This is a genomic window from Saccharothrix sp. CB00851 (genome assembly GCF_001905065.1).
Taxonomy (GTDB): domain Bacteria; phylum Actinomycetota; class Actinomycetes; order Mycobacteriales; family Pseudonocardiaceae; genus Actinosynnema.
In genome coordinates, this window is the sequence record NZ_LWLC01000018.1 from 99,800 (window position 1) to 124,417 (window position 24,618).

Sequence of the window (24,618 nt, forward strand, 5' to 3'; positions counted from 1 at the left end):
GATGCGCACAACCCTGCTGGCGGTGGCCTGTGTACTTCTCATGACCGGCGCGTGCAGCACCGGAGGCACAGCGACCCCGCAGACGACGACCACGGTCAGTGCGCCGGTCACCACGACGGCGGCAGCCGTCACACGTCCCCAACCCGTCACGTTGGACGGCAAAGAGCCGTGCAGTCTCCTCAGGTCCGAGCAGCTTGCGGCCCTGAAGATCGATCGCGCAGGCCGTCCTTTGGAAGTCAGTGCGCTAAAGGCCACCGGATGCACTTGGACCGTGACAGGCGCATCGAACATCCTAGTCCCAGTGCTCCACGAGGGAATCGAAACCTGGACCGACGGCAAACGCACCGGACAACCTGAGGAAGTCGATCCGGTCGCTGGCTTCCCTGCCATCACGGTTCCGATCCCGAACAGCCCCGACCGCTGTGACCTCATGATCGACACTGCGGACGACCAGTACCTCGCGGTGGCCTTTTCAGTTGGCCTCGGTTTCGAAGATCGCTTTCCCGAGCCGTGTGACGGGGCACGGAAGCTCGCGGAAGCGGCCATGCAGAACTTGTTGAAGTAAGGGGGAACAACGTTGAGCGGGATAGGTAACCACAACTTCGACGCGCAGTCGCACCAGCAGCTCTACGACAAGATTCACGGCGGTCCGGGCCACTCGGCCGCCCAAGCCGTGGACGACGCGTGGAACAGCTTCCGCGCGGTGATGGGCAACGCGAAGAGCGAGTTGGAGTCGGCGGTCCGGGACGCGGGGGCGGTCTGGGTCGGCGCGGCGGGTGAGCAGTTCGCGGGCAGCACGGCTCCGCTGGTGCAGTGGGCCGAGGACGCCCGTGTCGCCGGCGTCGAGACGCACGACTCGTTCTCCGCACAGACCTCCTACTACAGCGGCGCGAAGACGACGATGCCCGAGCCGGTGCAGGTCACCTCCACCGCGAACGACGACTTCCTCGGCATCCCGGCCGGTTTCACGCACCTGGTCGGCGGCCAGACCGACCAGGACGTCCAGGAGCAGCAGGCGAACGACGCCAAGCGCGAAGCGGTCCGGGTGATGAACGGCTACCGCGACGGCGCGTCCTCGGCCGTGAACAGCCTGGGCACGTTCGCGCCGCCGCCGCAGATCACCACTCAGGTCGCCGAGCCCCAGTTCGAGCAGTCCGAGGCACAGCGCCAGTACTCGCAGCGGTTCTCCGACGGCCAGTGGAGCACGCCCGCCTCCACTGACCCGAGTCGGACCACGTCGACACCGCAACAGCAGCCGGTGAGCCCTCCTCCGGTCGTCGCTCCCATCGGCGGCGACACCAACACCTCGGGAGTCGGGACACCGCAGGACCTCGCCCCACGCCCCACGCCCACGCCGATCGCTCCCCCGCCCTACACGCCCGCACCGCCGCAGCCACCGCTCGCGGTGCCTCCGCCCGGCATGATCCGACCGAACCCGCTCCCCAACCCCTACGACCGGCGCAACCCGTCCGGCGGCAACCCTCCCGGTCAAGGGCCCGGCCAGGGCGTGCCGAGGGGCTTCGGCGGCGGTCCGACCGGCGCTCCCGGCGGCGCGCCCCGGTTCGGCGGCGGTCTGCCCGGCCAGCCGGGGATGCCCGGTCACGGCGGCCAGCCGTTCGGCCCCGGCTCCTCCTCCAGCGTCGCCGGCGACCAGCACGCCACCCGCGCCGCCGCCCAGGGCACGCCCGGCGCGAGGGGCGCGGCGGGCAGCCCGATGATGGGCGGCATGGCCGGCGCACCGCAGGGCGGCCAGGGCGAGGACGACATCGAGCACAAGGCCGCGCCCTACCTGGAGGAACTGGAAGACGTGTGGGGCGTCGACTCCGGTCCGTTGGTGGCGCCTCCGGTGATCGGGGACGACCGCCAGTGAGAGTCACGTTGTCCCGGCTGGAGTTCGAGCTGTGCTGGGACCACCTGAAGCTGGGCGAATACCCGACGATCCTGACGATCCCCTCCCACGGCGCGACGATGGACGAGCGCCGCGCGCTGTTCAACGACGCGTGGCGCTCGCTGGAGGCACGCGGCCTGGCCGATCGGGGTGAGCTGGACGCCCGCCTCGCCGGCTCGCTGGAGCTGTTGGCCCGCCCCGAACGCGAGGTCGACGCCCGGCTGCGGCTGGACTCCGGCCCGCGGGTCAGGGCTGTCGCGGCGGCCCGGCGCGGGCACGCCGTGTCGGCCGTCCTGACCGCGGAGGCGTTGACGGTGGGCCGCATAGACGAAACCGCGCTCGCCGCGTCGATGGTGTCGCTGCTGCCCCCGCACCCGACGCCCCGCTCCCGGTCGATCAGCCTCCTCGCCGCCGACCTGGAACGTGCGGCGGCTGCCGCAGGTGAATCCGCCACCCGCCTGGAGAACGCCCTGCGGGACGCGGGCCTGCACCGGTCCGACGCGCAGAAGGTCGGCTCGGTGCTCGGCAACGTCGTGCGCATGGGCCAGTTCGGCGCGGCGGTCCGGCCGACCCTGCACGGCCGGCCGGGGCCGAGGAAGCGCGGCCCCTACGCGGTGTCGTTCTACGACACCACGGAAGGGCGGTGGCAGTTCACTCGCCGGCCGTCCGGCGACGGGCGGGAGTGGTCCACCCTGAGCCCGGCCGACCCGCAGCCGCTCGTTCACGCCGTGTCGGAGCTGCTGGGTGTGACCGGCTGATCGGACTCGACGGACTCCTGATCGACCTGGTTGGTCAGGAGCTCCGCCATCGTCATGTCCTCGACGGGTTTCTCCGGCGTCACAGCTTCTTCCGCTCGATCCCGGCGATGTCGAGGACGCTCTCCTCGCCGACACCGTCGAACGGCATCAGGGCCAGCCGGAGATCGCTGCGCAGCACACACTCCGACGACTCGCACACAGTGCATCGGCCGGCCTTGTCGAGCGGGTGCGTGCCCAGGCACGTGGTCACCGCGCCGACCAATCGATGCGTCTCCGCCCGAGCCATCTGCAACGACTTCCGGTCAGAGTTGTAGAGCACGCCGACCAGGACGGCCGCCAGGTGCCGCCGTAGCACTCGATCTTCCTCAACAGTGGTCATGCGGCGAGGATTGCAGTGGAACGATACGCTCAGCAAGGAGAAAGGGTCGTTCGATCGGGTGACTTTTCCCAGCTCAGAGCACTTTTCTGCTTCGATGTTTGCACACCTCGCAAGGAGAACATCGTGGCAAAACCCATGGCCGGTGTCACCACCAGGGGAATCGGCTTCGAACTCGAACGTCTTCGCACCGCCGCCAAGCTCACGCTGCAAGACGTGGGCGACGGGCTCGGCGTCTCGGCGAGCACCATCAGCCGGTTGGAGAACGGCAAGCGCGAACCGACGGCAGAGGAGGTCTCCGCGATCCTGGCCGTCATCGGCGTGATCGGCCCGGAGCGCAACCGCCTGCTGGACCGGGCACGCGGTGGCGACGGCTCGGGGCTGGTCGAGGCCAGCAATCCGACCGTGCAGAGCCGGACGTACATGAACTTCGAGACCCGGGCGACCGTCATAACAAGTTTCCAGTTGATGCTGATCCCCGGTCTTGCGCAGACCCCCGAGTACGCCTACGCGATCATCTCGGCCATCCAGGTCGACGAGGAAGAGCCGAGCATCGAGGTCCGCGTCGGCCGCCGCATGGCCCGACAAGCCATCTTGGCTCGCCGCAGGCCGCCGGAGCTGAACCTGATCCTGACCGAAGCGGCGCTGCGACTTCCCATCGGCGGCCCGAAAGTGATGGCGCGGCAGCTCAGGCACCTCATCGACCTGACCGACCGCTCGAACGTCACCATCCGCGTCATCCCGTCGAGCGTGGTCGGCCATGCCGGTCTGCTCGGCCAGTTCGTCATCCTCGACTTCGCCAACGACAAGCCGATCGTCCACATCGAGGACCGCACGACGGGCCTGTTCTTGGATGATCCCGCGCGGGTCGCGCTCTATAGGCTGACGGCGGAGAAGCTGGCGGCCGTGGCGCTGGACGAGGAGGACTCGGTCCGGTTGATGACGTCCATCGCGCACGACCTTGATCAGGAGTGAGGTGGAGCGCGGGTGATCGCGTCGACGTGGCGGAAGAGCAGCCACAGTGGCAACGACAGCGACTGCGTCGAGGTCGCGGTGGGGACGGATGCCGTGGGGTTGCGTGACTCGAAGTGCCCGGAAGCGGGCGGATTCAGCGTGAGCGCGGACTCGTTCCAAGCCTTCGTGCGCTCGCTGAAGAACAACTGAGTCGCGAGCGGGGTGGTCGCGCCGTCCCGACCACCCCGCCCCGCTCCCCTACCTGACTCCTCGTGACGTCGCCCTCCCTTGATCGCGCTCGACTGTTGACTGACCTGCAAGGCGGGTACTGACGATTGATGAGGACCTGCGCGAGCAGGTCGGGATCAAAGTTCGACTGGACGTTCGCCGGACGACCACCCTGATCTCGCGGTCGGCTTCCAGAACTCGAAGTGCCACGACGGCGGCGACCGAGAGCCGCGCACTCAAGGTCGTCCTCACCCATAATGGTGACAGCACGAAGGCCGGGACCTAAGGTCAACCCCACACGATCAGGTGACGACCGGTGGGGAACCGTCCATGACGCTCGCTCTTCTTGCCCCTTGCTACGGCAATCCCGACACGAGGAAGCGCTTCCACGAAACGCTCGTGGGTTCCATCGCCTTCACACGGGAGCCCTACCGCTCGCTTCTGTCCGAGGATGATTTGGCCCGGCTGGAGGAGTTGCATCCTTCCGGTGAGGCGCATTTCTGGGGTGCGATCCCCCGTCACGACAAGCCCATGGAACGGCTACGCGCTGGTGGCGTCGTGCTGTTCGTCGGCGAGAAGAAGATCAAGGCAACCGGCGAAATCGGACATCTGTTCCGCAACGAGCCTTTGGCGGACCTCCTCTGGAACCAACACGCCAATGATTCGAGCTTCACCAACGTGTACAGCGTCCTCAACGTCCGACTCACCGACTACCCGATCGCTGACCTCTGGGGCATCGAAGGATTCACCGCCGGCGACTACGTGTACGGGCAGCGCGTCGTCGAGGAGCCCCGGTCGTCGCGCCTGATCACCGCTTTCGACCTCAACCCGGGCACCGTGGAGGCGGAGTTGAGCGCCCGACTCAACGCTACCGCCGACTTGGTCGGGCTCGACACCCGCGTGATTCCCGTCGAACGAACCCACGTGGACGTCGTTTGGCACCGGATCGCGGAGCGGCAGACCGCGTACGAGCGGGTCGAGGCTCGACTGGTCGCCAACTATCAGGCTTTTCGCTCTGACGTCGAGATGCACAGTTTCGTCACGCCGAGTGGCAAGCGGGCCGACCTGTACTACCACGACGACGCGGATGTCGTGGTCATCGAGGCGAAGAGTCTGGCCACACACGGGAAGGTGCGCGAGGCTGTCGCTCAACTGCTCGACTATGCGGTGGACAGCCCGGAGCCAGTCACCCGCCTCGTAGCCCTCTTCCCGGAGCGTCCTGACACCGACGGCGTCGCTCTGCTGCACCGACTGGGGATTGACTGCGTCTACCGAACCACCGATGACCTGTTCACTGCGGAACACGCTTCCGACGAGCGCCGCCGGTACATGCGCCTGGTTTGGCACGGCCGCTGAGCAGAGCCGCCACTCAAAAGCGGGCACGCGCTTCGAAGTGCCCGCCGGCTCGTAGTTCCGGGTTCGCCTGCGCCGCACCTCGCCACCCCGCTACAGTCCGGAGCCGAGTGACTACGGATCGCAGGGGCGACGTGGGCGAGACATTCACATTCGGGTTCGAAGAAGGTGACGAAGAGGACCACCGGCCACGTCGGACGCAGGAAGCTGCTGCCGACGTGGCCGACGTCCTGCGGGGGAGCGATTCCGGCGGCGTCGTGACCGTGACGGTCGACGACTCGGCCGACGTGCTGTCGGTGACGCTGGCATCGCAGTGGAAGCAGGCCGTCGATCCCAGGGCACTGGGCTCGACCGTCACGTCCGCGATGAACGCGGCAACCATGCAGGCACTGGCCAAGCAGGTCGAGCGGCCAGTGGCCGAAGAACCACCCGCACCGCCGGTCCCGCCGCCGGACGGTCCGCGCATCACGCTCGCAGAGGCGACACGCCTCATGGACGCCGTCACCTCCGACTTGGAGCACTTCAAGCGACAGGTCACCGAGGTGGTCGCCCGGCCGGTGACCGGCGAGAGCCGAGGCGGGCACGTGCGCGGCACCGCACAAAGCGGACAGGTGCTCGACATCGCCGTCGACCCGGCCTGGGCCCACACGGCCCGCACCAGCGAGTTGGAGCAGGAACTCCTGGAAGTGCTCCGGGCACTGCGAGCCCGCAGCGCTCCCGCTGACCTGGCACGAGGGCCGCAGAGCCCGGCCATCGCCGAGCTCACCGCACTGGTGAGCGATCCGAACACGCTGCTACGCCGAGTGGGGTTGCTGCCATGACCGACATCTCCGTCGCGCTCGAAGCCATGCGCTCCGACGCCGCCCTGTGGGTCACGGCCTCGGAAAACCTGGAGAACCCTCGTTCCGCGATCGGTGGGCTCGTGGTCACCGACACCGACATGTCCGAATGGGCGTCCGACCGAGGTTTGCACCGCACGTATAACAACGCGCGGCTCGCGCTGGAGGACATGCTCGCCCAGGCGATCCAGGCGATCCAGGCGTTCCGCGGCTTGGCGAGAGCCTGCACGCAGCTGCGAACACCTACGAGAGCGAAGAAGAAGCCAACCGGTTGGCGATGGACCGCATCAACAACGAGGGGGGAGTGCGGTGAACCCGCTCGCGCAGCAGGTGGAGCAGAAGAGGCAGGACGCCCAGCAGGAGGCGAAGGCGTTCTTCGATCAGGTCGAGAGCGTCCTCAGGTGGGTGCCGCCCCCGCTGGAGAACATGATCGACCCCATCGTCCAGGGCATGCGGCTGCTGGCGGAGAAGGTGGCGGAACTCTGGGACCACGTCGGCCACCTGATCGATCAGTGGGGCGACCCGGACCGGCTCAAGCAGGTGGGCGAGCAGTGGGTCGCCCAGGTCGGCAACGTGCTGGGCGACATCGCGGGCACCGTAGCGATCGACAAGCTCCGGACGACTGTGGAGTGGGAAGGACGCGCGGCCCGCGCCTACCACTCCGTGGTTCCCGCTCAGGCGGCCGGGTTGAACGCGGTCAAGGACATCGCCAACCAGATGCGCAGCTCCCTCACTGCTCTGGCGAACGCGATCGAGGCCTTCCAAACCACAATGCTGTTCGCCGTCATCTCCTTCGGGGTCGGAGCGGTCGGGGCGATCTTGACCGCGGCCTCAGTGGTGGGCATCCCGGTGGGCATCGCCGCGCTGAGCGGGGCCTGCGGTGTGGCCCTCACTCTCCTCACTACCGCCGTGCTCGCCATGCAGTCGCAGGTCAACACCATCGAGACCGAGCAGACGACGATCATGCAGAAGATCCACGACCTCGGTTCGGAGTGGGTGATGCCCGACACCCGGGCGATGAGGGACGCCAGCGCCACCGATGGCGACGGGTCGGACTGGCGGCCGGGATCGTGATCCACCCGCCGGCCGGTCCGCCGCCGTCGCCGCACGTGTGGATCTCGGAACCTGGCGCTCGGCACGTCCACGCCGCCTGCGGTTCGACGGGCCGGTTGTTCGCCGTCCTGAGCCTCGTGCTCGGGACGGCGGTCGTGCTGCTCGGCCTGCGCCTGCCGATCGCCTACCACTTCTTCGGCAAGGTGGTGTGGATCAACGGTGGCACCTCGGTGCTCGCCGCGTTCTTCTCCGCGCTGAGCCTGGTCGGAGCGCGGCCCTACCTCCGGGGCGGTTACCTCCACGTCGACGGCGCCCGGAGGACCCGGCGGGCGTTGGCCGCGATGTGGGTCACCTCCATCGTCTTCTCGTCCTTCTCCTGCCTGCTGCTGCTCGTCACCGTCGCGGCGGAATCGGACGACCCGTACCACCCGGAAGTGCGCTTCACGATCGGTGTCGTGGCGTACCTGTTCCTGTTGGCTTCACCTGCGGTGCTGGGCGGTGTCCTGTTCTTCGTGGGCCGCCGGCTCCTGACACCGGTGCCACCTCTCGCCCACCTGGGCGTGACGGCGGCTCCGACCGCGCCCCACCCGCCACCACAGCGTCACGTGTGGATCTCGGCGGCGCGGGTGCGCGAGGTCCGCGTGGCGTGCGGCCGGCTCGGCGCCGCGTTGCTGACCGCCGGTGCCCTGCTACCCACGATCGCCGTGGTGACCGGTTATCAGCTCCCCCCGCTCTACCCTGCGCTGAGCGTCCAGAGCTGGGCCTTCGCGGTCATCGGCCTGGTGCAGGTGTTCGTCGCGGCCACCGTTGTGCGCGGTGGACGCAGGTGTGTGACCGGCGAGCACCTGGACCTGGACGGGGCGCTGACGACGCGCAAGTCCCTCGGCGTGATCTGGGGATTCGGCCTGTTCTGCACGGTGTTCTCCGGTGTCGGCCTGGTGCTCGGACTCGCGACGGCCACCGGCGAGGCCGTCCGCTACTCGCCGGCTGTGTGGGCGGTGCTGTCGCTCATGGTCATGCCAGGGGTGCTGACCGATGTCGCGTACTTCACCGGCCGGCGACTGTTCACACCGCCGATCCCCGCACGATGACCAACGTCGACGTTGAGCTGAACGGGTGACACCTGAAACGCCGAAGGCCTTCGGTCCTATAGCGACAATCAGGGCCGCCCTCTCCGCCGTGCGAGCCTGGTCCGGGTGGGCTGACCGGCGGCGATCCGGCCGACTACGGTGGGGCGGCTACCGTCGGTTTCGACAGAATGCGAACCAGGGGGTTCTCCAGCGTGACCACCGCCGGGCCGAGCACCGCGCCGCTGCTCCGGGAACTGATCGACATCCCGACGGGCGTCCACCGGGGCGACTTCGTCCTCAAGTTGACCGAGGGCGTCGACACCAAGCGCGACCAGGCGCTGAACAACTACGTCGTCACACCCCAGCTGCGGGTGGCGTTCGGCGAGGCACTCGGGCTGATCAAGTCGGCACTGGACGAGCACAGCTCGAAGGCCGCCTACCTGCACGGCTCGTTCGGCTCCGGCAAGAGCCACTTCATGGCGGTGCTTCACGCCCTGCTCGACGGCCACCCCGGCGCGCTGGACCGGGCCGACCTGGCCGAGGTCACCACGCGGCATCCCTGGCTCGGCGCCAAGCGCTTCCTGCTGGTCCCCTACCACCTGACCGGGTCGGAGAGCCTGGAGGCGGCCATCCTCGGCGGCTACGTGGAGCACATCCGCCGCCACGAGCCCGGCAAGAAGATCCCGCAGGTCTACCGCGCCCAGGGGTTGCTGGAGGACGCGCGGAGGCTGCGGGAGAAGCTCGGTGACGAGCGGTTCCTCGCCGGGTTCCCCAACGAGGACGACACCGGTTGGGGCGACCTCGGCCAGGCGATGACCCCGGAGAAGCTGGACGAGGGGTTCGCCGCCCCGATCGGCAGCCCTGCGTCCGACGACCTGATCACCAAGGTCATCGAGGCGTACTTCCCGAACTACGTCGACTCGGTGCGGGGCTCGGCCAGCGCGTTCAAGCCGCTCGACCAGGGCTTGTCCGAGATCAGCCGGCACGCGAAGGAGCTCGGTTACGACGGCATCGTGCTGTTCCTGGACGAGCTGGTGCTGTGGCTGGCGGGCAAGATCGGCGACCAGGCGTTCATCAGCCGGGAGACGGAGAAGGTCGCCAAGCTGGTCGAGGCGGGTGACGCGCACCGGCCCGCGCCGATCATCAGCTTCATCGCGCGTCAGCGCGACCTGCGGGAACTCGGCATCGGTGCCGAGCGCACTGGTGCCGAACTCCAGTCGTTCCACGACCGGCTCAACCACTGGGACGGCCGTATCGAGCGCATCACGCTCGAAGACCGCAACCTGCCGCTGATCGCCCAGGAACGCGTCCTCAAGCCGCTGCCGGGCAAAGAAGAGCAGATGCGACAGGCGTTCCAGCGGACGTTCGCGCTGCCGGGCTCCGTGCGGGACGTGCTGATCGGCTCGGGTGACGGCGGCTCGTTCGAGCGGACCTACCCGTTCAGCCCGGCGTTCATGGACACGCTGGTCCACGTGTCGTCGGCGTTGCAGCGGGAACGCACCGCGCTGCTGCTGATGCGCCAGATCCTGGTGGACCGGCGCGAGGACTTCCGCCTGGGTCAGCTCGTGCCGCTGGGCGACCTGTTCGACGCGGTCGCCGACGGCGCCGACCAGCCGTTCACCGAGCAGCTCAAGCACGAATTCGAGGAAGCCCGCACCCTCTACCAGCGCACACTCCGGCCGATGCTGCTGCGCGACCGCAACCTGCGCGAGGAGCAGGTCGCGGGTCAGGCGGACGCGGACGAGGCCGTGCTGCGTGCCTTCCGCAGCGACGACCGCCTGGTCAAGACGCTGCTGCTGGCAGCGCTCGCGCCGGACGTGGAGGCGCTGCGCGACCTCACCGCCCGCCGGCTCGCCGCGCTCAACCACGGCACCATCACCGCGCTCATCCCGGGCCAAGAGGTCGGCGAAGTCGTCCGCCGCCTGCGCAGCTGGGCCAGCCGCGTCGCCGAACTGCAACTCGGCGAGGGCAGCGACCCGAGCGTGCGGCTCAACCTGGTCGGGGTGAACGTCAACGCGATCCTCGACCGGGTCGTCTCGCTCGACCAGCAGCCCGCGCGCCGCAAGCTGGTCCGCGAGTTGCTGTTCTCCGAACTCAAAGTGACCGACACGGGCACGACCCCGGTCGACCACCCGGTGGTGTGGCGGGGCAGCAGGCGCACCCTCGAAATCGTGTACGGCAACGTCCGGGACCGCCAGGAGCTGCGCGACGACCTGTTCGAACCGTCCGTGGACGGCCGCTGGCGGTTGATGCTCGACTACCCGTTCGACCCCGACAACCAGTCCGCGGCGCAGGACCGCATCCGTGTGCTCGAACTGCGGGCGCTGGGGGGCAACCGCCCGGCCGTGGCGTGGTTGCCGGGATTCTTCACCTCCGACGTGCTCGACAAGCTCGGCAGGCTGATCAAGGTCAACTACCTGCTCGGCGACCGGGCCAGGCTCGAGGAGCACACCCGCACGATCGGACCCGAGGACCGCAGGCGGGCGCAGGACCTGCTGGGCAACCTCCAGAGCTCGCTGCGCACCGAGCTGCGTGACGCGTTGAAGAACGCCTACGGGCTGATCAGCCGCCCGAAGGAGGAGATCGTCCAGGACTGGAACGACCACCTGGTCAGCCTGGACGCGACGGTCAACCCCAAGATCGATGCCGGTCGGTCGTTCGCGGAGGCCTTGCGCTCCCTGGTGGACCAGCTCTACGCCGCAACCTACCCGGACCACCCCGACTTCGACCCGCAGCGCAAGGGCGACGTCGTCCGCGACGCCGACCTCCGCACGACGCTCACGCTCGTCAGGCAGGCCGCCGACGCGCCAGAGGGCCGCATCGAGGTGGACCGAGGCGACCGCGAGGCGCTGCGGCGGATCGCACACCCGCTCCGGCTCGGCGAGGAGCACAACGGACCGTTCGTGCTGGGCCGGTACTGGGCCGACGAGTTGGACCGGCGCGCCGCCCAGGAGCATGGCGACGGCGAGTTGACCGTGCGGACCGTGCGTGGCTGGCTGCGGCACCTGGGCATGGAACGCGTGGTCGAGAACCTGGTGATCGCCGTGTTCGCCGAGCTGACCCACCGGGCGTGGATGCGCGGCGATGTGCGGATGGACCCGCCGGAGACGCCGAAGGACCTCGCCGACGACATGGTGCTCTACCGGCAGGCCCTGCCCTCGGCCGAGCAGTGGGAGGCTGCCTGCCGGCTCGCGGACGCCCTCACCGGCAGGTCTCTGCGGACGGCCGTGATCTCCCCGCGTGCCGTGGCGAAGTTCTCGCGAGCCGTGCGGGCCAAGGTGGACCAAGTGCGTCTGCCCGCCGTGGAGCTGGTGGAGGTGCTCGACCAGCACGCGGCCCGTCTCGGCCTGGACCTCGACGCGCCCCACGGCCGTTACCGGGTGGCCGTCGTCGCGCGCGACCTGGTGACCGGGCTGCACGCGGTGCACGACCCGACCAAGCTGGTCGAGGCACTCGCGGACGCCGACCTCGGCGAAGTCACACCGATGCTGGTCAGCAAGTCGCTGGAGTCCGCGGGCGAGATGGCGGGCGCGTTGCGGACCGCCGACTGGGACATCCTCGACATGCTCGATGACCCCGCCGCCTCAGAGGTGATGGCCGAGCTACGCGTGGGTGCGAACGCCAATGAGCACGCCGTCCCCTTGCGGAAGGCGCTCGACCAGGCGAAGCGCCGCTTGATCGCGCTTTTCCGGCCGGCCAAGCCCACCCCGCAGCCGCCTGGGGGCACCACTCCCCCGCCGGCGCCGAAGCCCACGCCCGGTACGCGCCAGGCCAGGGGCAGGCTCGGTGACGTCCTCAGCGAACTGCGGAAGTTCGGCGAAGAGCACCCCGACGCGACCATCGAGGTCACGTACCGCGTCGTGGAGGGCGGATGACCGCGACCGGCCTCGACTCCGCGATCGAGAACGCCGTCGTCAGCCGGGTGACCGACATCGTCGAGAAGCTGGATTCGGCGGCCAACGCGAACCCCGGACGAGTCGTGATCGGTGTGCGGACGCGACACGAACCGGTGTGGCACGGACCGGCCGAAGGCGAAGTACGTGGGCACCCCGTCCGCTACGTCGCCTGCCCGTCGGTGCTGTCCGTGCTGTCCGCGCTGGCTCTGCCGCCGGCGGACGGCTCGACCTACGAAGTGCTGGTCGTGCTGACCGACTGCGACGAGGAGGAACTCGGCGACGCGGTGGTGGCGCGGCTGCACCGGGAGCACCTGCACGAGGTGAGCAAGTACACCCTGCTGCAGGACCTGCTGCGAACCAGGCAGCTCGACCCGCGACTGCGCGGCCGGGACAACACCTGGCTGGTCGACGCCTTGGTGGAACTGGCCCGTGGCGGAGGTCTGCCGAACACGACCGGGCTGTCGTTCGGCCGCGACGTGGCGCTGCGCCACGTCGTGCGGAACCGGTTGGCGGTGGACCCCGCGACGCTGGACCTCAGCGCGTTGATCACCGCCGTGGACGACATGGCGACCGTCACGCGGTGGCGCGAACTCGGCGCCGACGAACGCCGGGGCATCACCGAGCACCTGGTGGAACGCCTGGGCCGCGCCGCCGACGTGGTGCTGCGATTGGCCGCCGGTCGTGACGACGTGGTCCCCGAACTCCTCGTCGCCGACGTCCTGACCCGTGCTCCCGAGGACGACGTGACCGCAGCACGGGCGTTCGGCGCGTTCGCGCACTCGCGGTTCGGGTCGGACGAGCCGTCCCGCGCCGACCTGGGGGTCGCGGCGTCGGCCGCCGTGGAACTCGTCTCCCGCTCCGACACGCAGCGGGCCTGGCAGCAGGTCCGCCAAGCGGACGCGCTGCTGGCTCAGCTGAACGCCGTGGAGCTGGCGCACCACAGCCGACTGCTGCCCAGCGGGCTCGTCTCGCGCATGGAACGCGCGGCGACCACGCTGGACGAAGCCGACCTGCTCGCCGTCGAGGAGCACCACGCCACAGGCGACCAACGACCACAGGTCCGCAGGTTGCGCGCGGCGGTTCGGCTGCGCCGCTGGCTCGACAGCTCACCGCACGACATCACCACGGTGCCGGACGGGCTGCGCCGCCACGCCCGCGACCTGGCGTGGGTCGACGGCGAGCTCACCCAGGTGCGCCGGGGCTCGTCGAACACGGTGGTGGCCAAGGCTCTCGGCCGGATCGCCAAGCGCGCGGGAGCCCGACGCGCAGAACTGGACCGGCAGTTCGCGCGAGCCCTGCCCGAAGCGGCCTACACCCGCCCGGACGGCGTGGTCGCCGTCGAGACCCTCCTGCGCGACGTCGTCGGACCGCTCGCCCGCAAGCACAAGGTGCTGCTGGCCGTGGTCGACGGCATGTCGGGCGCGGCGGCGGCCGAGATCGCCGGTTCGGTCGAGGACAACCCGCGTCTCGGCTGGACCGAGGTGGTGCGGTCACCCGACGGAGGGCGCGAGGCGGTACTGGCCGCGTTCCCCACCGAGACCGCCTACAGCCGGACGTCGCTGTTGACCGCGTCGCCAGCCGCCGGGACAGCGGATGACGAGCGCCGGGCGTTCCCCCGGCACGGGTTCTGGCCACCTCGCACGCGGGCGGTGCTCGTGCACAAGGCAGGCGTCGCCGGGTCATCCGGTGCGGACCGCGGAGCCGAACTCGACGCGGAGTTCACCCCGCGCGCCGAGCCGCAGGTGCTGGCGGTCGTGCTGAACACCGTCGACGACGCGTTGAGCCGGGGCAGGCAGGCGGAGGACCCGGCGTGGGGCTACCGCGACGTGGCGCACCTGCCGGAGCTGCTGGACCGGGCCGCCGAGGGCGGCTGGGTCGTGGTGCTCACCAGCGACCACGGCCACGTGTTGGAGCACGGTTCCGAGCACCGACCGGACGCCACCGGCGGCGCCCGGTGGCGTCTGCCGAACGGTGAGGCCCGCCCGAACGAAGTGACGCTGACCGGTCCGCGGGTCCTGGTGCCCGGCGGTACGGCGGTGCTGGCCGCCTCCGAGGAAGTTCGCTACGGCGGGCGCACCCACGGCTACCACGGCGGCGCGGCCCTCGCGGAAGTGGCGATCCCGCTCATCGTCCTCCTTCCCCCGGGGGTCGAGGAACTGGACGGGTGGTCGGTGCACTCCCAAGGCGCACCGGATTGGTGGACCGGTCGCCGGACCGCCGGACCGCCGAAGCTGTCACCCGAGACCAAGCGGAAGACCACCAGGACACCTCCGTCCCAACCGGACCTCTTCGCCGGCGAAACCGTGTCCCGCGGCACCCTCCTGATCGGCGGCGAGACGTTCGTCAACACGCACAAGGGCCAGCCGGCCAACCGGGTGCTGAAACCGCAGGTCTTCCGGGACGTCGTGGACGCCGTGCTCACCGCCGGCGGCAGGTTGCCCGTCGCGGACGTACTGCGGGCCGCGGGCACCCCGGGGCGCAACCCACGCGGCCTCGTCGCGGCTCTCGGGAGGGTGCTCAACATCGACCAGTTCCCGGTGATCGACCTGATCGACGACGGGCGCACGGTCGTGATCAATGAGAAGCTGCTGGACGAGCAGTTCCCCGAAGGACGCTGATGAAGACGGTCAGTCCGGCACGCAGGCGCGCGGTGCTCGCCGCACTGCGTCGCGGCACGGTGCCGGAGAGCGGGTTGGACCTGTTCGCCGTCGGCATGGACCGGCTCGCGCCGACGTTGGACGAGGAGCTCGCGGCGTGCGCGGCCGGCGGTGCCGGATTCAAGGCCGTGCGCGGCGAGTACGGCGCGGGCAAGACGTTCCTCGCCCGCTGGCTCGCCGAGCGGGCGAAGGCGGCGGGCATGGCGGTCAGCGAGGTTCAGGTCTCCGAGACCGAGACGCCCTTGCACCGCTTGGAGACGGTGTACCGGCGGCTCTGCGAGAACCTGACCACGGCGGTCAGCCCGCCCAGCGCGTTCCGCTCGGTGCTGGACAGCTGGCTGTTCGCGTTGGAGGAGGACGTCCTCACCGAAGGCGACGTCGACGATTCCGACGCCGACCGGCTCGGTGACGCAGTCGACGCACTACTGGAGCTGAGGCTCGGGCAGATCGCCCGCACGACGCCCGGCTACGCCGCAGGCCTGCGCGGCTACCGCAAAGCCGTGGCCGTCGGCGACAGTGACACCGCCGACGGCTTGGCCGCGTGGCTGGCGGGTCAGCCACACGTCGCCGCCGGCGCCAAGCGCACGGCCGGCGTCAAGGGCGACATCGACCACTTCCAGGCGCTGGGCTTCCTCCAAGGGCTGCTCACCGTGCTGCGTGACGCCGGCCACCCGGGTCTGCTGCTGGTGCTGGACGAGATCGAGACGCTTCAGCGGGTCCGCGGTGACGTGCGGGAGAAGGGGCTCAACGCACTGCGGCAGCTGCTGGACGAGATCGATGCGGGCCGCTTTCCCGGGCTGTTCCTGGTGATCACCGGAACGCCCGCGTTCTTCGACGGGCAGCAGGGCGTGCAGCGGCTCCCACCTCTGGCGCAGCGGCTGGCCACGGATTTCACGACCGACCCGAAGTTCGACTCACCTCGGGCGGTACAGCTTCGGCTGCCCGGGTTCGACCTGGTCAAGCTGGGGGAACTGGGGCGGGCGGTTCGTGATCTGTACGCGGGCGTCGCGCGACACCCAGACCGCGTGTCGTCGGTGGTGGATGACGCGTACGTCGCTCAGCTCGCCGATGCGGTCACCGGTGGTCTCGGTGGCCAGGTGGGTGTGGCACCGCGAATCTTCCTGCGCAAGCTGGTCGCCGACGTGCTGGACCGCGTGGACGAGCACGACGACTTCGACCCGCGCAGGCACTACGCCCTCACCCTGGCCCAGTCCGAGCTGACGGAGGTCGAGCGGAACGCCGCGGCGCGCTCCGCCGACGACATCGAGCTGGACCTGCCGTGACCACCGGCCTCGACGGCCTGCACCCGGCGTTGGTGCACCACATCGTCAACACGCTCGGGTGGAGTTCGTTGCGGCCCTTGCAGGCCGAGTCGGTGGGACCGCTGGTGGACGGTGACGACGCCGTGCTGCTGGCCCCTACCGCCGGGGGCAAGACGGAGGCCGCCTGCTTCCCGCTGCTCAGCGCGATGGAACAGCACAAGTGGACCGGTCTGTCGGTCATCTACGTGTGCCCGCTCAAGGCACTGCTGAACAACCTCCACCCCCGTTTGGAGGGCTACGCCTCGTGGCTGGGGCGGCGGGTCGGCTTGTGGCACGGCGACACGACCCAGGCCACCCGCCAGAAGATCCTCCGCGACCCGCCGGACATCCTGCTGACCACGCCGGAGTCCCTGGAGGCGATGCTCGTCAGCGTCAAGGTCGAGCACGGCACGTTCTTCGTAGGTCTCCGCACGGTGGTGGTGGACGAGGTGCACGCATTCGCCGGAGACGACCGCGGTTGGCACCTGCTTGCCGTCCTGGAGCGCCTGACGCGGGTGGTCGGGCGGCGGGTCCAACGCGTCGGGCTGTCCGCGACGGTGGGCAACCCGGAGGACCTGCTGACCTGGTTGCGGGGTTCGAGCAGGGGGAAGCACCCTGCTCGGGTGATCGCGCCAGGCGTCACCGCCACGCCGGTGGACCCCGCCTCGGTCGGCGAGATCGAGCTCGACTACGTGGGCTCGGTGTCCAACGCCGCCACGGTGATCTCCTCCCTGCACCGGGGCGAGAAGCGGCTGGTGTTCTGCGACTCGCGACAGCTGGTGGAAGAACTGGGCGAGGCGCTGCGCAGCCGGGGCGTCACCACGTTCCTGTCCCACGCATCCCTATCCATGGACGAGCGGCGGCGAGCCGAGTTGGCGTTCGCCGAGGCTCGCGACTGCGTCATCGTGTCCACCAGCACGTTGGAGCTGGGTATCGACGTGGGCGACCTGGACCGGGTCATCCAGATCAACGCACCGGGTTCGGTGGCGTCGTTCCTGCAACGCCTCGGACGCACCGGTCGTCGGGCCGGCACGGTGCGCAACTGCCTGTTCCTCGCCATCAGACGCGACCAAGTGCCGTGGACGGCAGGGCTGCTCCTGCTGTGGAGCCGGGGTTTCGTCGAGCCGGTCACCGCCCCGCCGCTACCGCGGCACATCGTCGCGCAGCAGTTGTTGGCGTTGGCGCTCCAGGAGAACCGCATCGGCGACCGGCTGTGGGTGGAGGGGTGGAACGGCCTGGCGCCGTTCGACCGGGGCGCCGAGCCGATCCTGCGGTACTTGGTGGACAACGGCTTCCTCGACCGGGACGGTGACATGCTGTTCATCGGTCCCGCGGCGGAACAGCGCTTCGGGCGCAGGCACTTCATGGACATGACGGCGGTGTTCACCGCACCGCCCCAGTTCACCGTCCTGAACGGCCGCCGCGAAATCGGGCGCACCGACCCCGCACTGCTCACCGAGAAGGTGGAAGGGCCTCGTCTGCTGCTCCTGGGTGGCCGGAGCTGGAAGGTCGGTTGGATCGACTGGAAACGTCGTCGCTGCTTCGTGGAAGAAGCAACCGGTGGCGGCAAGGCCCGCTGGCACACCCCTGGGTTGAGTGGTGCCTCGCTGGAGCTGAGTCGCGCGGTTCGGGATGTACTGCTGGGCAGCGATCCGCCCGTGAAGATGACGCAGCGGGCCCAGCGCGCGTTGACCGAGGAGCGTGAGGACGCGAGCACCACCGTCCACCCGGGTGGAACGGTCGTGGCCCGTGACGGCTTGGACGTGCGCTGGTGGACTTGGGCGGGCTATCGGGCGAACGCCACGCTCGCCTCGACGCTGTCCGAGCTGACCGATGCCAAGCAACGCGTGGACGACGCGTCGATCCGGCTCCGCGCTGACGTCACAGTGGACATGTGGCGGGCGGCGTTGGCCGACGCGGCTGAGCGCTTGTGCCTGCCGGAGGTCGACGAGCGGGCGCTGGAAGGCTTGAAGTTCAGCGAAGCGCTGCCGCAAACGCTGGCCACGGCGACGTTGGCCGCGCGCTTGGCCGACCTGGACGGCGCGGCGGCGGTTCTGACCGAACCGACCAGGTTCGTCGTCACCACCGGCAGGCCGCGGTAGACGAGGAGCTGCCCGGCGCAGCCCGGATCAACGCCTCCGCCGGTACACAGGCGCACCGTTCGAGCCGATCCGGTCCAGCTCACCGGGCTTGGTGCAGCGCACGAAGCAGCAGCTGAGCCTCGCCGGCGCTGATGCCGAGAGCTTCGCGCACACCCGCGTTGCCGACACCCGCGACCCTGCTCGCCAACCTCCGGACCACGTCGAGCCTCGGGTCCTCGGGCTTGCCCTCGACCGGTTGTTTGTGCTGCTCCAGGGACGGTAGCTGGCACCGAGCGGACTACCCGACCGGAACAGGACCCCCCGTTCGACCGCCTCCACCTCGGGCGCGAGACGCTTGCCCTCGCCGCTGCGGAACAGCTTCTTGCGCAGCGGACCGCCACCTTCCAAGAAGTCGGCGAAGGCCCGGAACACCTCGGCGGCGGGATCGGTCAGGATACCGCTCGCGACCTGCACATCGGCGAAACCCGCCTCGTGGTCATCCGCGACAGCCTGCTCGACCCGCCCCAGCTGCTGAAGGCCGGTCGAGAGGACCAGTTCGACGCTCTCCGGCCGGTCGATGGCCTCGCGCTGGAGTTCGAACAACTCTTCGTAGAGGCGCCTGCGCGGTCGCCTGGCACGTTCGCGCTCCGCCCACGGCCGCCACACCCGCATCCACGACGCGAACTCCCGTTCGAGGCGCGGGAAATCGGTCGCCGGGACGGGTCCGAGCAAGGCGTCGACGCGCTGCCTCAGCTTCGGTTCCGGCAAGTCGTCGCTTCCGCCTCGGACCCACTCGACCCGGTTCCGCAACGACGACGGAGGACCGGGTTCCCGCTCGTTGGGCACCCTCGGCACCCGAACGATGTGCTGGCCTGGCTCGAGCGCGGCGTGGATGAGGCCGAGTTCATGTGCCGATGACAACCACAGCACGTCGAGGTACTGGTTCGCGTGGCGAACCGGCCGGTTCTTCGCCACCGCGATCTGACGCAGGACGCCCACGAGCCGAGCGACCCGGTCGCGCAGCACAGGGTCGTTCTCAGGAGTGCGCATGCGGCGGTCCTCACCTGTCCACGAGCGGTACGCCAGGTGCACCGCCGGCCCGTCGTTGAACGTCACATGTAGTAGTGGCCGTCACCGGATCGTTGCAACGGTTCAACTGGACAGGCTGTGGTCACTGCGTGCTGGTCGAGCTGAAGCAGTGGTCGAGCGCCGAACCCGTCGGCGACGACCTCGTCCAAGTGCCCCAGTACCCGGAACCTGTCCTCCACCCGGTGGAGCAGGTGCGCCGGTACTGCGAGTACCTCGTCGACTCAACCCCCGCGCTGGCGGAGCAGCCCGGCGCAGTGCACGGCCTCGCCTACCTGCACAACGCGCTGGAGTCCGGGGTCTGGCGGCTCTCCCAGTACGGCATGGACGACTACGGCCGCCTCTACACGATGGATACCCGGTCGCGGATGGCCGACCACCTGAAGTCGCTGCTCGACCCCGATCCGGCCGCCAGGGACGCGGCCGGCCGAGCCGCGGAAGACCTGCTGAACGCCAGGCACGCGCCCTCCAAGCCGCTGCTCGACCTGGCTGCCCGCGAGATCCAGGACCGCGAGCAGTTCGTGCTGATCGACGAGCAGCAGGTGGCCTACAGCTCCGTCATGCAGGCCGTCGAACGCGCACGGACCAGCCGGACGCAGACCGTCGTGATCGTGCTCGGCGGGCCGGGCTCCGGCAAGAGCGTCATCGCGCTGAGCGTCATCGCGCTGAGCCTGCTCGGCGAACTGGCCCGGTTGGGCCGCCGCGTCTACCACGCCACGGGCTCCAGTGCGTTCACGAACACGCTCCGCCAGCTCGCCGGGAGGCGCGCGCCCTGGGTGCGGAACATGTTCAAGTACTTCAACAGCTTCATGGACGCCGAACCGCGTGGCCTGGACGTATTGATCTGCGATGAGGCGCATCGCGTCCGCGAGACCAGCGTCAACCGCTACACCAAGGCCGAGGCCCGGCAGCGCGCTCGGCGACAGGTGGCCGAGTTGATCGACGCGGCGTGGGTTCCGGTCTTCCTGCTGGACGAGCACCAGGTGGTCCGTCCCGGTGAGATGGGCTCGCAACAGCAGATCGAGGCTGCCGCCCGCGCGCCCGACTGCGAGGTCGAGGTCGTGCACCTGGCCGGCCAGTACCGCTGCGGCGGCTCGGAGTTCTTCGACGCGTGGGCAGCCGGCCTGCTGGACATCGGTCGACGCCGCGCGACCGCCTGGTCGGACATCGTGACCCGCGACGACGAGGACTTCGTCGTGCACGCCGCCTCGACACCGGTTGAATTGGAGGACTGGCTGCTGGCGCACACCTACAAGGTGCTGCTGACCCGGGGGATGCGCGGGGTCTGCGTCTACTCGACCGACCCGGAGACGCAGGAGTACCTGGAGAAGATGGCGCGCTGAGCGTCCGGTTCCCCTCCCGGCAGCTCCACCGCGGTGATCTGCCGGGGCAATCGCCCATTCCGTACGCGGCCGGCGGCGGCGTTGTGCAGTCGGGGCGCTACTGCACGTGGGTGCTTTGGGGTGGCAGGCGGGTGAGGGGTGCTCACGATGGTTTGCGACACCCGATCTTGAGAGGCATGACCTCGCAAAGACGAAGAGCGCGCGCCCGCCGTCCACGGCCCGATCCTGTCCGCGTGGAGGAGTTGGTGGCCTACCTCCGCGCCGACAAGGCGTGGCGGGACGAGGTGGCCAGGCGGTTGGTGGCACGGCTGGACCAGAGGCTCGTGCGGTCGGCGCGGACGTACGGGTGTCGGCCCATCGCGCACGTGGCGGAGGAGTTGGACAGCCAGGCGTGCGTCGACCTCGGCCCTGGTGTGCCGTACCAGTTGGCCAAGGCGGTGTACGGGCAGGTTCGGCTGCGGGGTGCGGCGCGGTTGCGGCAGACGGCGCGCAGTTTGCGGGTCCTCGGCGTGTACCTGTGCGGCAGCGACTTGGCCGGGTGCCCGTGCACGGAGGCGTTGGCCCGTGATCCGCAGCAGGCCAGGGTCGACCGCGTGGTGAGCGGGGCGTTGGATGGCGCGGGCTTCTAGCTCTCCACGTTTGGGCGGTCACTCACATGGGCAACATCGTCACCGTGGGTGAAATCCGAATCGGTACCTCCGGCTGGCGTTATGCCGAGTGGCGTGGCGACTTCTACCCGCGCGGGTTGCAACAGCGGTTGGAATTGCAGTTCCTGTCACGGCGCCTCGACACCGTCGAGATCAACGGCTCGTTCTACGGGCTGCGAAAGCCGGCGGACTACAAGTCGTGGTTCGAGCGCACCCCCGAGGACTTCGTGTTCGCCGTCAAGGGACATCGCGAGGTCACGCACACCAAGCGATTACGCGATGTGGGCAAGGACGTGGAGGAGTTCTTCGGCTCCGGAGTCCTCGACCTCGGGTCGAAGCTCGGGCCGATCCTGTGGCAGCTGCCACCGACGCTGCCGTGGCGGCCCGAGCGGCTGGCCGCTTTCCTGGAACTGTTACCGGGCCCGCCGGTCCGGCACGCGCTGGAGATCAGGCACCCGAGCTGGGACCGGCCCGAGCTGGCGGAACTGCTGGCACCGCACGACGTCGCGCTCGTCGTCGCCGAATCCGCCGGACGCTTCCCCGAGCCGCGTGAGCTGACCGCGGACTTCGTCTACGCCCGGCTGCACGGCGACCAGGAGCTGTACGTGAGCGCCTACTCCGACCTCGCCCTGGACCGCTGGGCCTCCCGGTTCCGGCGGTGGTCGGCCGAGCGCGACGTGTACGTCTACTTCGACAACACCATGCGCGGCGCCGCGCCGTTCGACGCCCTCGCCCTCGCCGAACGGCTCAGCTGAGCCGGGGCACGCGGTCCAGCACGATGCCGAAGTGCTTGGTGTAGGCCTCGAGCAGGGCGGCGTCGTCCAACTCCTCGACCACCTTCTCGTCCCCGGTCGTGGTGATCAGCTTGTGCTCGGCGATGGTGATCCGCCCGGTCGGCGTGCGCAACGAGCACGTCGTACCGCGCCGGAACGGCGACCCCGGCCACGTCTGCTGGTACCAGCACGTGGCGCGGAACTCCTCCAGCGCACGCGGCCGCAGTTCGAGGCGGTACTGGGGCACGCCGTCGAACAGCACGTCCACGTCGCCCTCGGGCGTGTCGACCAGCTGGAATACGCCTGCCGGATCGTGCTGCCCGGTCCGGCTGGCGAGATCCAACGGCCGCAGGCTGAACCGCCCGAAACCGACGTCGACCAGCAGGGCCCCCACCCGCAACGCCATGTGGTCGAACGGCGGCCCGTACGCACCGTCGTTGAACACCTTGGCCGACATCATCCGCACGTCGTGCCCCAACGCCCGCAACAACGCCGCGAACGCCCCGTTCAGCTCGTAGCAGAACCCACCGCGCCCCCGGTTGACGATCTTGTCCACCAGCAGGTCCTCGTCGAGCACGATCTCCTCGCCGAGGTGGATGCTCAAGTTCTCGAAGGGCACCGAGGCGACGTGCAGTTCCTGCAGCTCGACCAGGGTGCTGGTGCGCGTCGCACCGATCCTGGCCAGGTAGGCGTCAAGTGTCCGGTCGTCCATGGCGATCACCTTGCACCTTCGAGCCCACTGGAGGTCAAGCCCAACGAGGCTCGACCGAACCATCGTCGCGCACGAAGAACACGGACACGCGCATCGTGGCCAGTGTCGTCTCGATCGTGCGGACCAACGAGCGGTAGGTCGGTACGTCAGGGACTGCCGGCGCCACCTCGTCGTCGGGGTGATCCTGCCGGAGGCCCTCCGGGTGGTCGGCGAGAAGTTGGAGAACGCGGTCGGTGAAGCTCACACCGGCATGGTCGCACCGGTCAGCGGGGTACGCCGGAGATCATCCGGGTACCCAGGGCAGGTGACGGGTGAGGTTCGGGTCGGGACGTCGGGCTGGGTGTACCCGACGTGGCGTGGCGCGTTCTACCCCGAGGGGTTGGTGCAGCGGCGGGAACTGGAGCACATTTCCGGGTTGCTCACGTCGGTCGAGTTGAACGGCTCGTTCTACTCCCTGCAACGCCCGTCCAGCTACCAGGCGTGGGCGCGGCAGACGCCGGAGGACTTCCTGTTCGCGGTCAAAGGCGGCCGGTTCATCACGCACCTGAAGCAGTTGCGGGACGTGGAGATCCCGTTGGCCAACTTCTTCGCCTCCGGTGTGCTCGCACTCGGGCCGAAGCTGGGGCCGGTGCTGTGGCAGTTGCCCCCGACGACGGCCTACGACCCCGCCCGCCTGACGACGTTCTTCGACCTCCTCCCCCGCACCACGACCGCCGCCGCCGAACTCGCCGAACGGCACGACGACCGGCTCGCCGAGGACCGCGCCTGGACCACCACCGACGCCGACCGGCCGCTGCGGCACGCGTTGGAGGTCCGGCACCCGACGTTCCTGGTCCCGGAGTTCCACGACCTCCTCCGCGCGCACGGCATCGCGCTGGTCGTCTCCCACTCCGCCGGCCGGTTCCCCTACCTCGAAGACGTCACGGCGGACTTCGCCTACGTGCGCCTGCACGGCAACCAGTCCCTGTACGTCGGCAGCTACACCGACGAGGAACTGGACGAGTGGTCGGCCAAGATCCGCACCTGGGCCACCGACCACGACGTCTACGTCTACTTCGACAACGACACGGACGCCGCCGCCCCGCACGACGCCCTCCGCCTCGCCGAGCACCTCGCGCTGCCGAAACCCGCAACCGCCCACACAATCAGGTGAACGGCGGCCGGCTCGCCCCCACACCACCGCCGATCACAGCACCCTGGACCGGTGGAGGTGACCCGAATGACGACCCGCAGCCTCGTGACCGCGCTGGCCCTCACCACCGGCGCCCTGGCGTCGAGCGGCACGGCGGTGGCGCAGCAACCCGACCCGTCGTGCGACCGCGGCGAGTTCTGCGTGTGGTCGGGCACCCAGTACACCGGCGACTCGCACCGCCTTGACCTGGAGTCCGCGAACCCGCGGGAGTGCATCCCCCTGCCGAACGGCTTCGTGGCGCGGTCCTTCGTGAACAACCTGACCAGGGACACCTCGGTCTACCAGCGGGAAACGTGCTCGACCGAGGCCGAGTTCACCACCTACCCCGGCAAGGGCACGTACGTCCCGGACGCTCCTTTTGTCGTCCGGGCCATCCAGGTCTGGGAACCCTGAGCCGACCGGGTGGAACAA

22 protein-coding genes are annotated in these 24,618 nt (G+C 69.5%); 18 read left to right on the forward strand and 4 right to left on the reverse strand.

Annotated features, from left to right (window positions below):
* The first annotated feature begins 1 nt into the window (after window position 1).
* The 3 genes from A6A25_RS19060 to A6A25_RS19070 are packed head-to-tail and all read left to right on the forward strand — an operon-like array spanning window position 2 to window position 2,646.
* Window positions 2–565, forward strand: a complete 564-nt coding sequence (locus A6A25_RS19060) for a DUF3558 domain-containing protein (protein WP_083668459.1) — start codon at window positions 2–4, stop codon at window positions 563–565.
* A gap of 12 nt (window positions 566–577) precedes the next feature.
* Window positions 578–1,870: a PPE family protein gene (locus A6A25_RS19065; RefSeq protein WP_073891931.1), complete on the forward strand. Its 1,293-nt coding sequence runs from the start codon at window positions 578–580 to the stop codon at window positions 1,868–1,870.
* Entirely contained in the window at window positions 1,867–2,646 is a 780-nt protein-coding gene (locus tag A6A25_RS19070; RefSeq protein WP_073891932.1) for an ESX secretion-associated protein EspG, read from the forward strand. The genes A6A25_RS19065 and A6A25_RS19070 overlap by 4 nt, the downstream gene beginning before the upstream one ends.
* A 79-nt stretch (window positions 2,647–2,725) precedes the next feature.
* Here the strand turns inward: A6A25_RS19070 and A6A25_RS19075 are convergent, their stop codons facing one another.
* A complete protein-coding gene (locus A6A25_RS19075; RefSeq protein WP_143193252.1) occupies window positions 2,726–3,025 on the reverse strand; it encodes a hypothetical protein in 300 nt (99 codons plus the stop codon).
* 15 nt (window positions 3,026–3,040) lie between these two features.
* Here A6A25_RS19075 and A6A25_RS19080 point away from each other — a divergent pair, with 15 nt between their 5' ends.
* The 10 genes from A6A25_RS19080 (at window position 3,041) to A6A25_RS19130 (ending at window position 18,475) form a co-directional block, all read left to right on the forward strand.
* On the forward strand, window positions 3,041–3,997 hold the full coding sequence (locus A6A25_RS19080; RefSeq protein WP_158073760.1) for a helix-turn-helix domain-containing protein: 957 nt from the start codon (window positions 3,041–3,043) through the stop codon (window positions 3,995–3,997).
* A 12-nt stretch (window positions 3,998–4,009) separates the two neighbouring features.
* Window positions 4,010–4,186 carry a DUF397 domain-containing protein gene (locus tag A6A25_RS19085; protein ID WP_073891937.1) on the forward strand — a complete coding sequence of 59 codons (177 nt, stop codon included), beginning with the start codon at window positions 4,010–4,012 and terminating at the stop codon, window positions 4,184–4,186.
* A 348-nt stretch (window positions 4,187–4,534) separates the two neighbouring features.
* Window positions 4,535–5,560, forward strand: a complete 1,026-nt coding sequence (locus A6A25_RS19090; protein ID WP_143193254.1) for a hypothetical protein — start codon at window positions 4,535–4,537, stop codon at window positions 5,558–5,560.
* A 215-nt stretch (window positions 5,561–5,775) separates the two neighbouring features.
* Window positions 5,776–6,378, forward strand: a complete 603-nt coding sequence (locus A6A25_RS19095; RefSeq protein WP_083668460.1) for a YbaB/EbfC family nucleoid-associated protein — start codon at window positions 5,776–5,778, stop codon at window positions 6,376–6,378.
* A 327-nt stretch (window positions 6,379–6,705) separates the two neighbouring features.
* Window positions 6,706–7,470, forward strand: a complete 765-nt coding sequence (locus A6A25_RS19105; RefSeq protein ID WP_073891941.1) for a hypothetical protein — start codon at window positions 6,706–6,708, stop codon at window positions 7,468–7,470.
* 95 nt (window positions 7,471–7,565) lie between these two features.
* Window positions 7,566–8,540 (forward strand): hypothetical protein, encoded by a 975-nt coding sequence (locus A6A25_RS19110; protein WP_143193256.1) that lies wholly within the window; start codon window positions 7,566–7,568, stop codon window positions 8,538–8,540.
* 167 nt (window positions 8,541–8,707) lie between these two features.
* Window positions 8,708–12,394, forward strand: coding sequence for a hypothetical protein (locus A6A25_RS19115; RefSeq protein WP_073891944.1), 3,687 nt, complete (start codon window positions 8,708–8,710; stop codon window positions 12,392–12,394).
* Window positions 12,391–15,033 (forward strand): BREX-2 system phosphatase PglZ, encoded by a 2,643-nt coding sequence (pglZ, locus tag A6A25_RS19120; RefSeq protein WP_073891945.1) that lies wholly within the window; start codon window positions 12,391–12,393, stop codon window positions 15,031–15,033. The genes A6A25_RS19115 and pglZ overlap by 4 nt, the downstream gene beginning before the upstream one ends.
* Complete coding sequence (gene brxD / locus A6A25_RS19125; RefSeq protein ID WP_073891947.1) at window positions 15,033–16,355, forward strand: BREX system ATP-binding protein BrxD; 1,323 nt, start codon at window positions 15,033–15,035, stop codon at window positions 16,353–16,355. Before pglZ ends, brxD begins: the two co-directional genes overlap by 1 nt.
* Window positions 16,352–18,475, forward strand: a complete 2,124-nt coding sequence (locus A6A25_RS19130) for a DEAD/DEAH box helicase (RefSeq protein WP_073891949.1) — start codon at window positions 16,352–16,354, stop codon at window positions 18,473–18,475. The genes brxD and A6A25_RS19130 overlap by 4 nt, the downstream gene beginning before the upstream one ends.
* Window positions 18,476–18,502: 27 nt before the next feature.
* On the opposite strand, the gene A6A25_RS19135 is transcribed toward A6A25_RS19130, so the two are convergent.
* Entirely contained in the window at window positions 18,503–19,480 is a 978-nt protein-coding gene (locus A6A25_RS19135) for a hypothetical protein (protein ID WP_158073761.1), read from the reverse strand.
* Between the two features lie 152 nt (window positions 19,481–19,632).
* Here A6A25_RS19135 and A6A25_RS19140 point away from each other — a divergent pair, with 152 nt between their 5' ends.
* The 3 genes from A6A25_RS19140 to A6A25_RS19150 all read left to right on the forward strand — a co-directional run bounded on the left by A6A25_RS19140 (window position 19,633) and on the right by A6A25_RS19150 (window position 22,285).
* Window positions 19,633–20,883 (forward strand): DNA/RNA helicase domain-containing protein, encoded by a 1,251-nt coding sequence (locus A6A25_RS19140; protein ID WP_241828789.1) that lies wholly within the window; start codon window positions 19,633–19,635, stop codon window positions 20,881–20,883.
* A 233-nt stretch (window positions 20,884–21,116) separates the two neighbouring features.
* Entirely contained in the window at window positions 21,117–21,512 is a 396-nt protein-coding gene (locus A6A25_RS19145; protein ID WP_241828790.1) for a hypothetical protein, read from the forward strand.
* Window positions 21,513–21,547: 35 nt separating this feature from the next.
* Entirely contained in the window at window positions 21,548–22,285 is a 738-nt protein-coding gene (locus tag A6A25_RS19150) for a DUF72 domain-containing protein (protein WP_143193264.1), read from the forward strand.
* Here the strand turns inward: A6A25_RS19150 and A6A25_RS19155 are convergent.
* Together A6A25_RS19155 and A6A25_RS43105 are read right to left on the reverse strand one after the other, a co-directional pair.
* Window positions 22,278–23,015, reverse strand: coding sequence for an arylamine N-acetyltransferase family protein (locus A6A25_RS19155; RefSeq protein WP_073892037.1), 738 nt, complete (start codon window positions 23,013–23,015; stop codon window positions 22,278–22,280). The genes A6A25_RS19150 and A6A25_RS19155 overlap by 8 nt on opposite strands.
* Window positions 23,016–23,049: 34 nt before the next feature.
* A complete protein-coding gene (locus tag A6A25_RS43105) occupies window positions 23,050–23,259 on the reverse strand; it encodes a hypothetical protein (protein WP_073891956.1) in 210 nt (69 codons plus the stop codon).
* A gap of 60 nt (window positions 23,260–23,319) precedes the next feature.
* Between A6A25_RS43105 and A6A25_RS19165 the strand changes: the two genes are divergently transcribed.
* Both A6A25_RS19165 and A6A25_RS19170 read left to right on the forward strand, forming a co-directional pair.
* Window positions 23,320–24,168, forward strand: coding sequence for a DUF72 domain-containing protein (locus A6A25_RS19165; protein ID WP_073891958.1), 849 nt, complete (start codon window positions 23,320–23,322; stop codon window positions 24,166–24,168).
* Between the two features lie 66 nt (window positions 24,169–24,234).
* Window positions 24,235–24,600, forward strand: a complete 366-nt coding sequence (locus A6A25_RS19170; RefSeq protein ID WP_073891959.1) for a peptidase inhibitor family I36 protein — start codon at window positions 24,235–24,237, stop codon at window positions 24,598–24,600.
* Window positions 24,601–24,618: the final 18 nt, after the last annotated feature.

Coding starts and splice junctions, on each gene's coding strand:
- A6A25_RS19115 (WP_073891944.1), top strand. CDS start 8,708: ATGCGAACCAGGGGGTTCTCCAGCGTGACCACCGCCGGGCCGAGCACC.
- A6A25_RS19060 (WP_083668459.1), top strand. CDS start 2: ATGCGCACAACCCTGCTGGCGGTGGCCTGTGTACTTCTCATGACCGGC.
- brxD (WP_073891947.1), top strand. CDS start 15,033: ATGAAGACGGTCAGTCCGGCACGCAGGCGCGCGGTGCTCGCCGCACTG.
- A6A25_RS19090 (WP_143193254.1), top strand. CDS start 4,535: ATGACGCTCGCTCTTCTTGCCCCTTGCTACGGCAATCCCGACACGAGG.
- A6A25_RS19170 (WP_073891959.1), top strand. CDS start 24,235: ATGACGACCCGCAGCCTCGTGACCGCGCTGGCCCTCACCACCGGCGCC.
- pglZ (WP_073891945.1), top strand. CDS start 12,391: ATGACCGCGACCGGCCTCGACTCCGCGATCGAGAACGCCGTCGTCAGC.
- A6A25_RS19155 (WP_073892037.1), bottom strand. CDS start 23,015: ATGGACGACCGGACACTTGACGCCTACCTGGCCAGGATCGGTGCGACG.
- A6A25_RS19075 (WP_143193252.1), bottom strand. CDS start 3,025: ATGACCACTGTTGAGGAAGATCGAGTGCTACGGCGGCACCTGGCGGCC.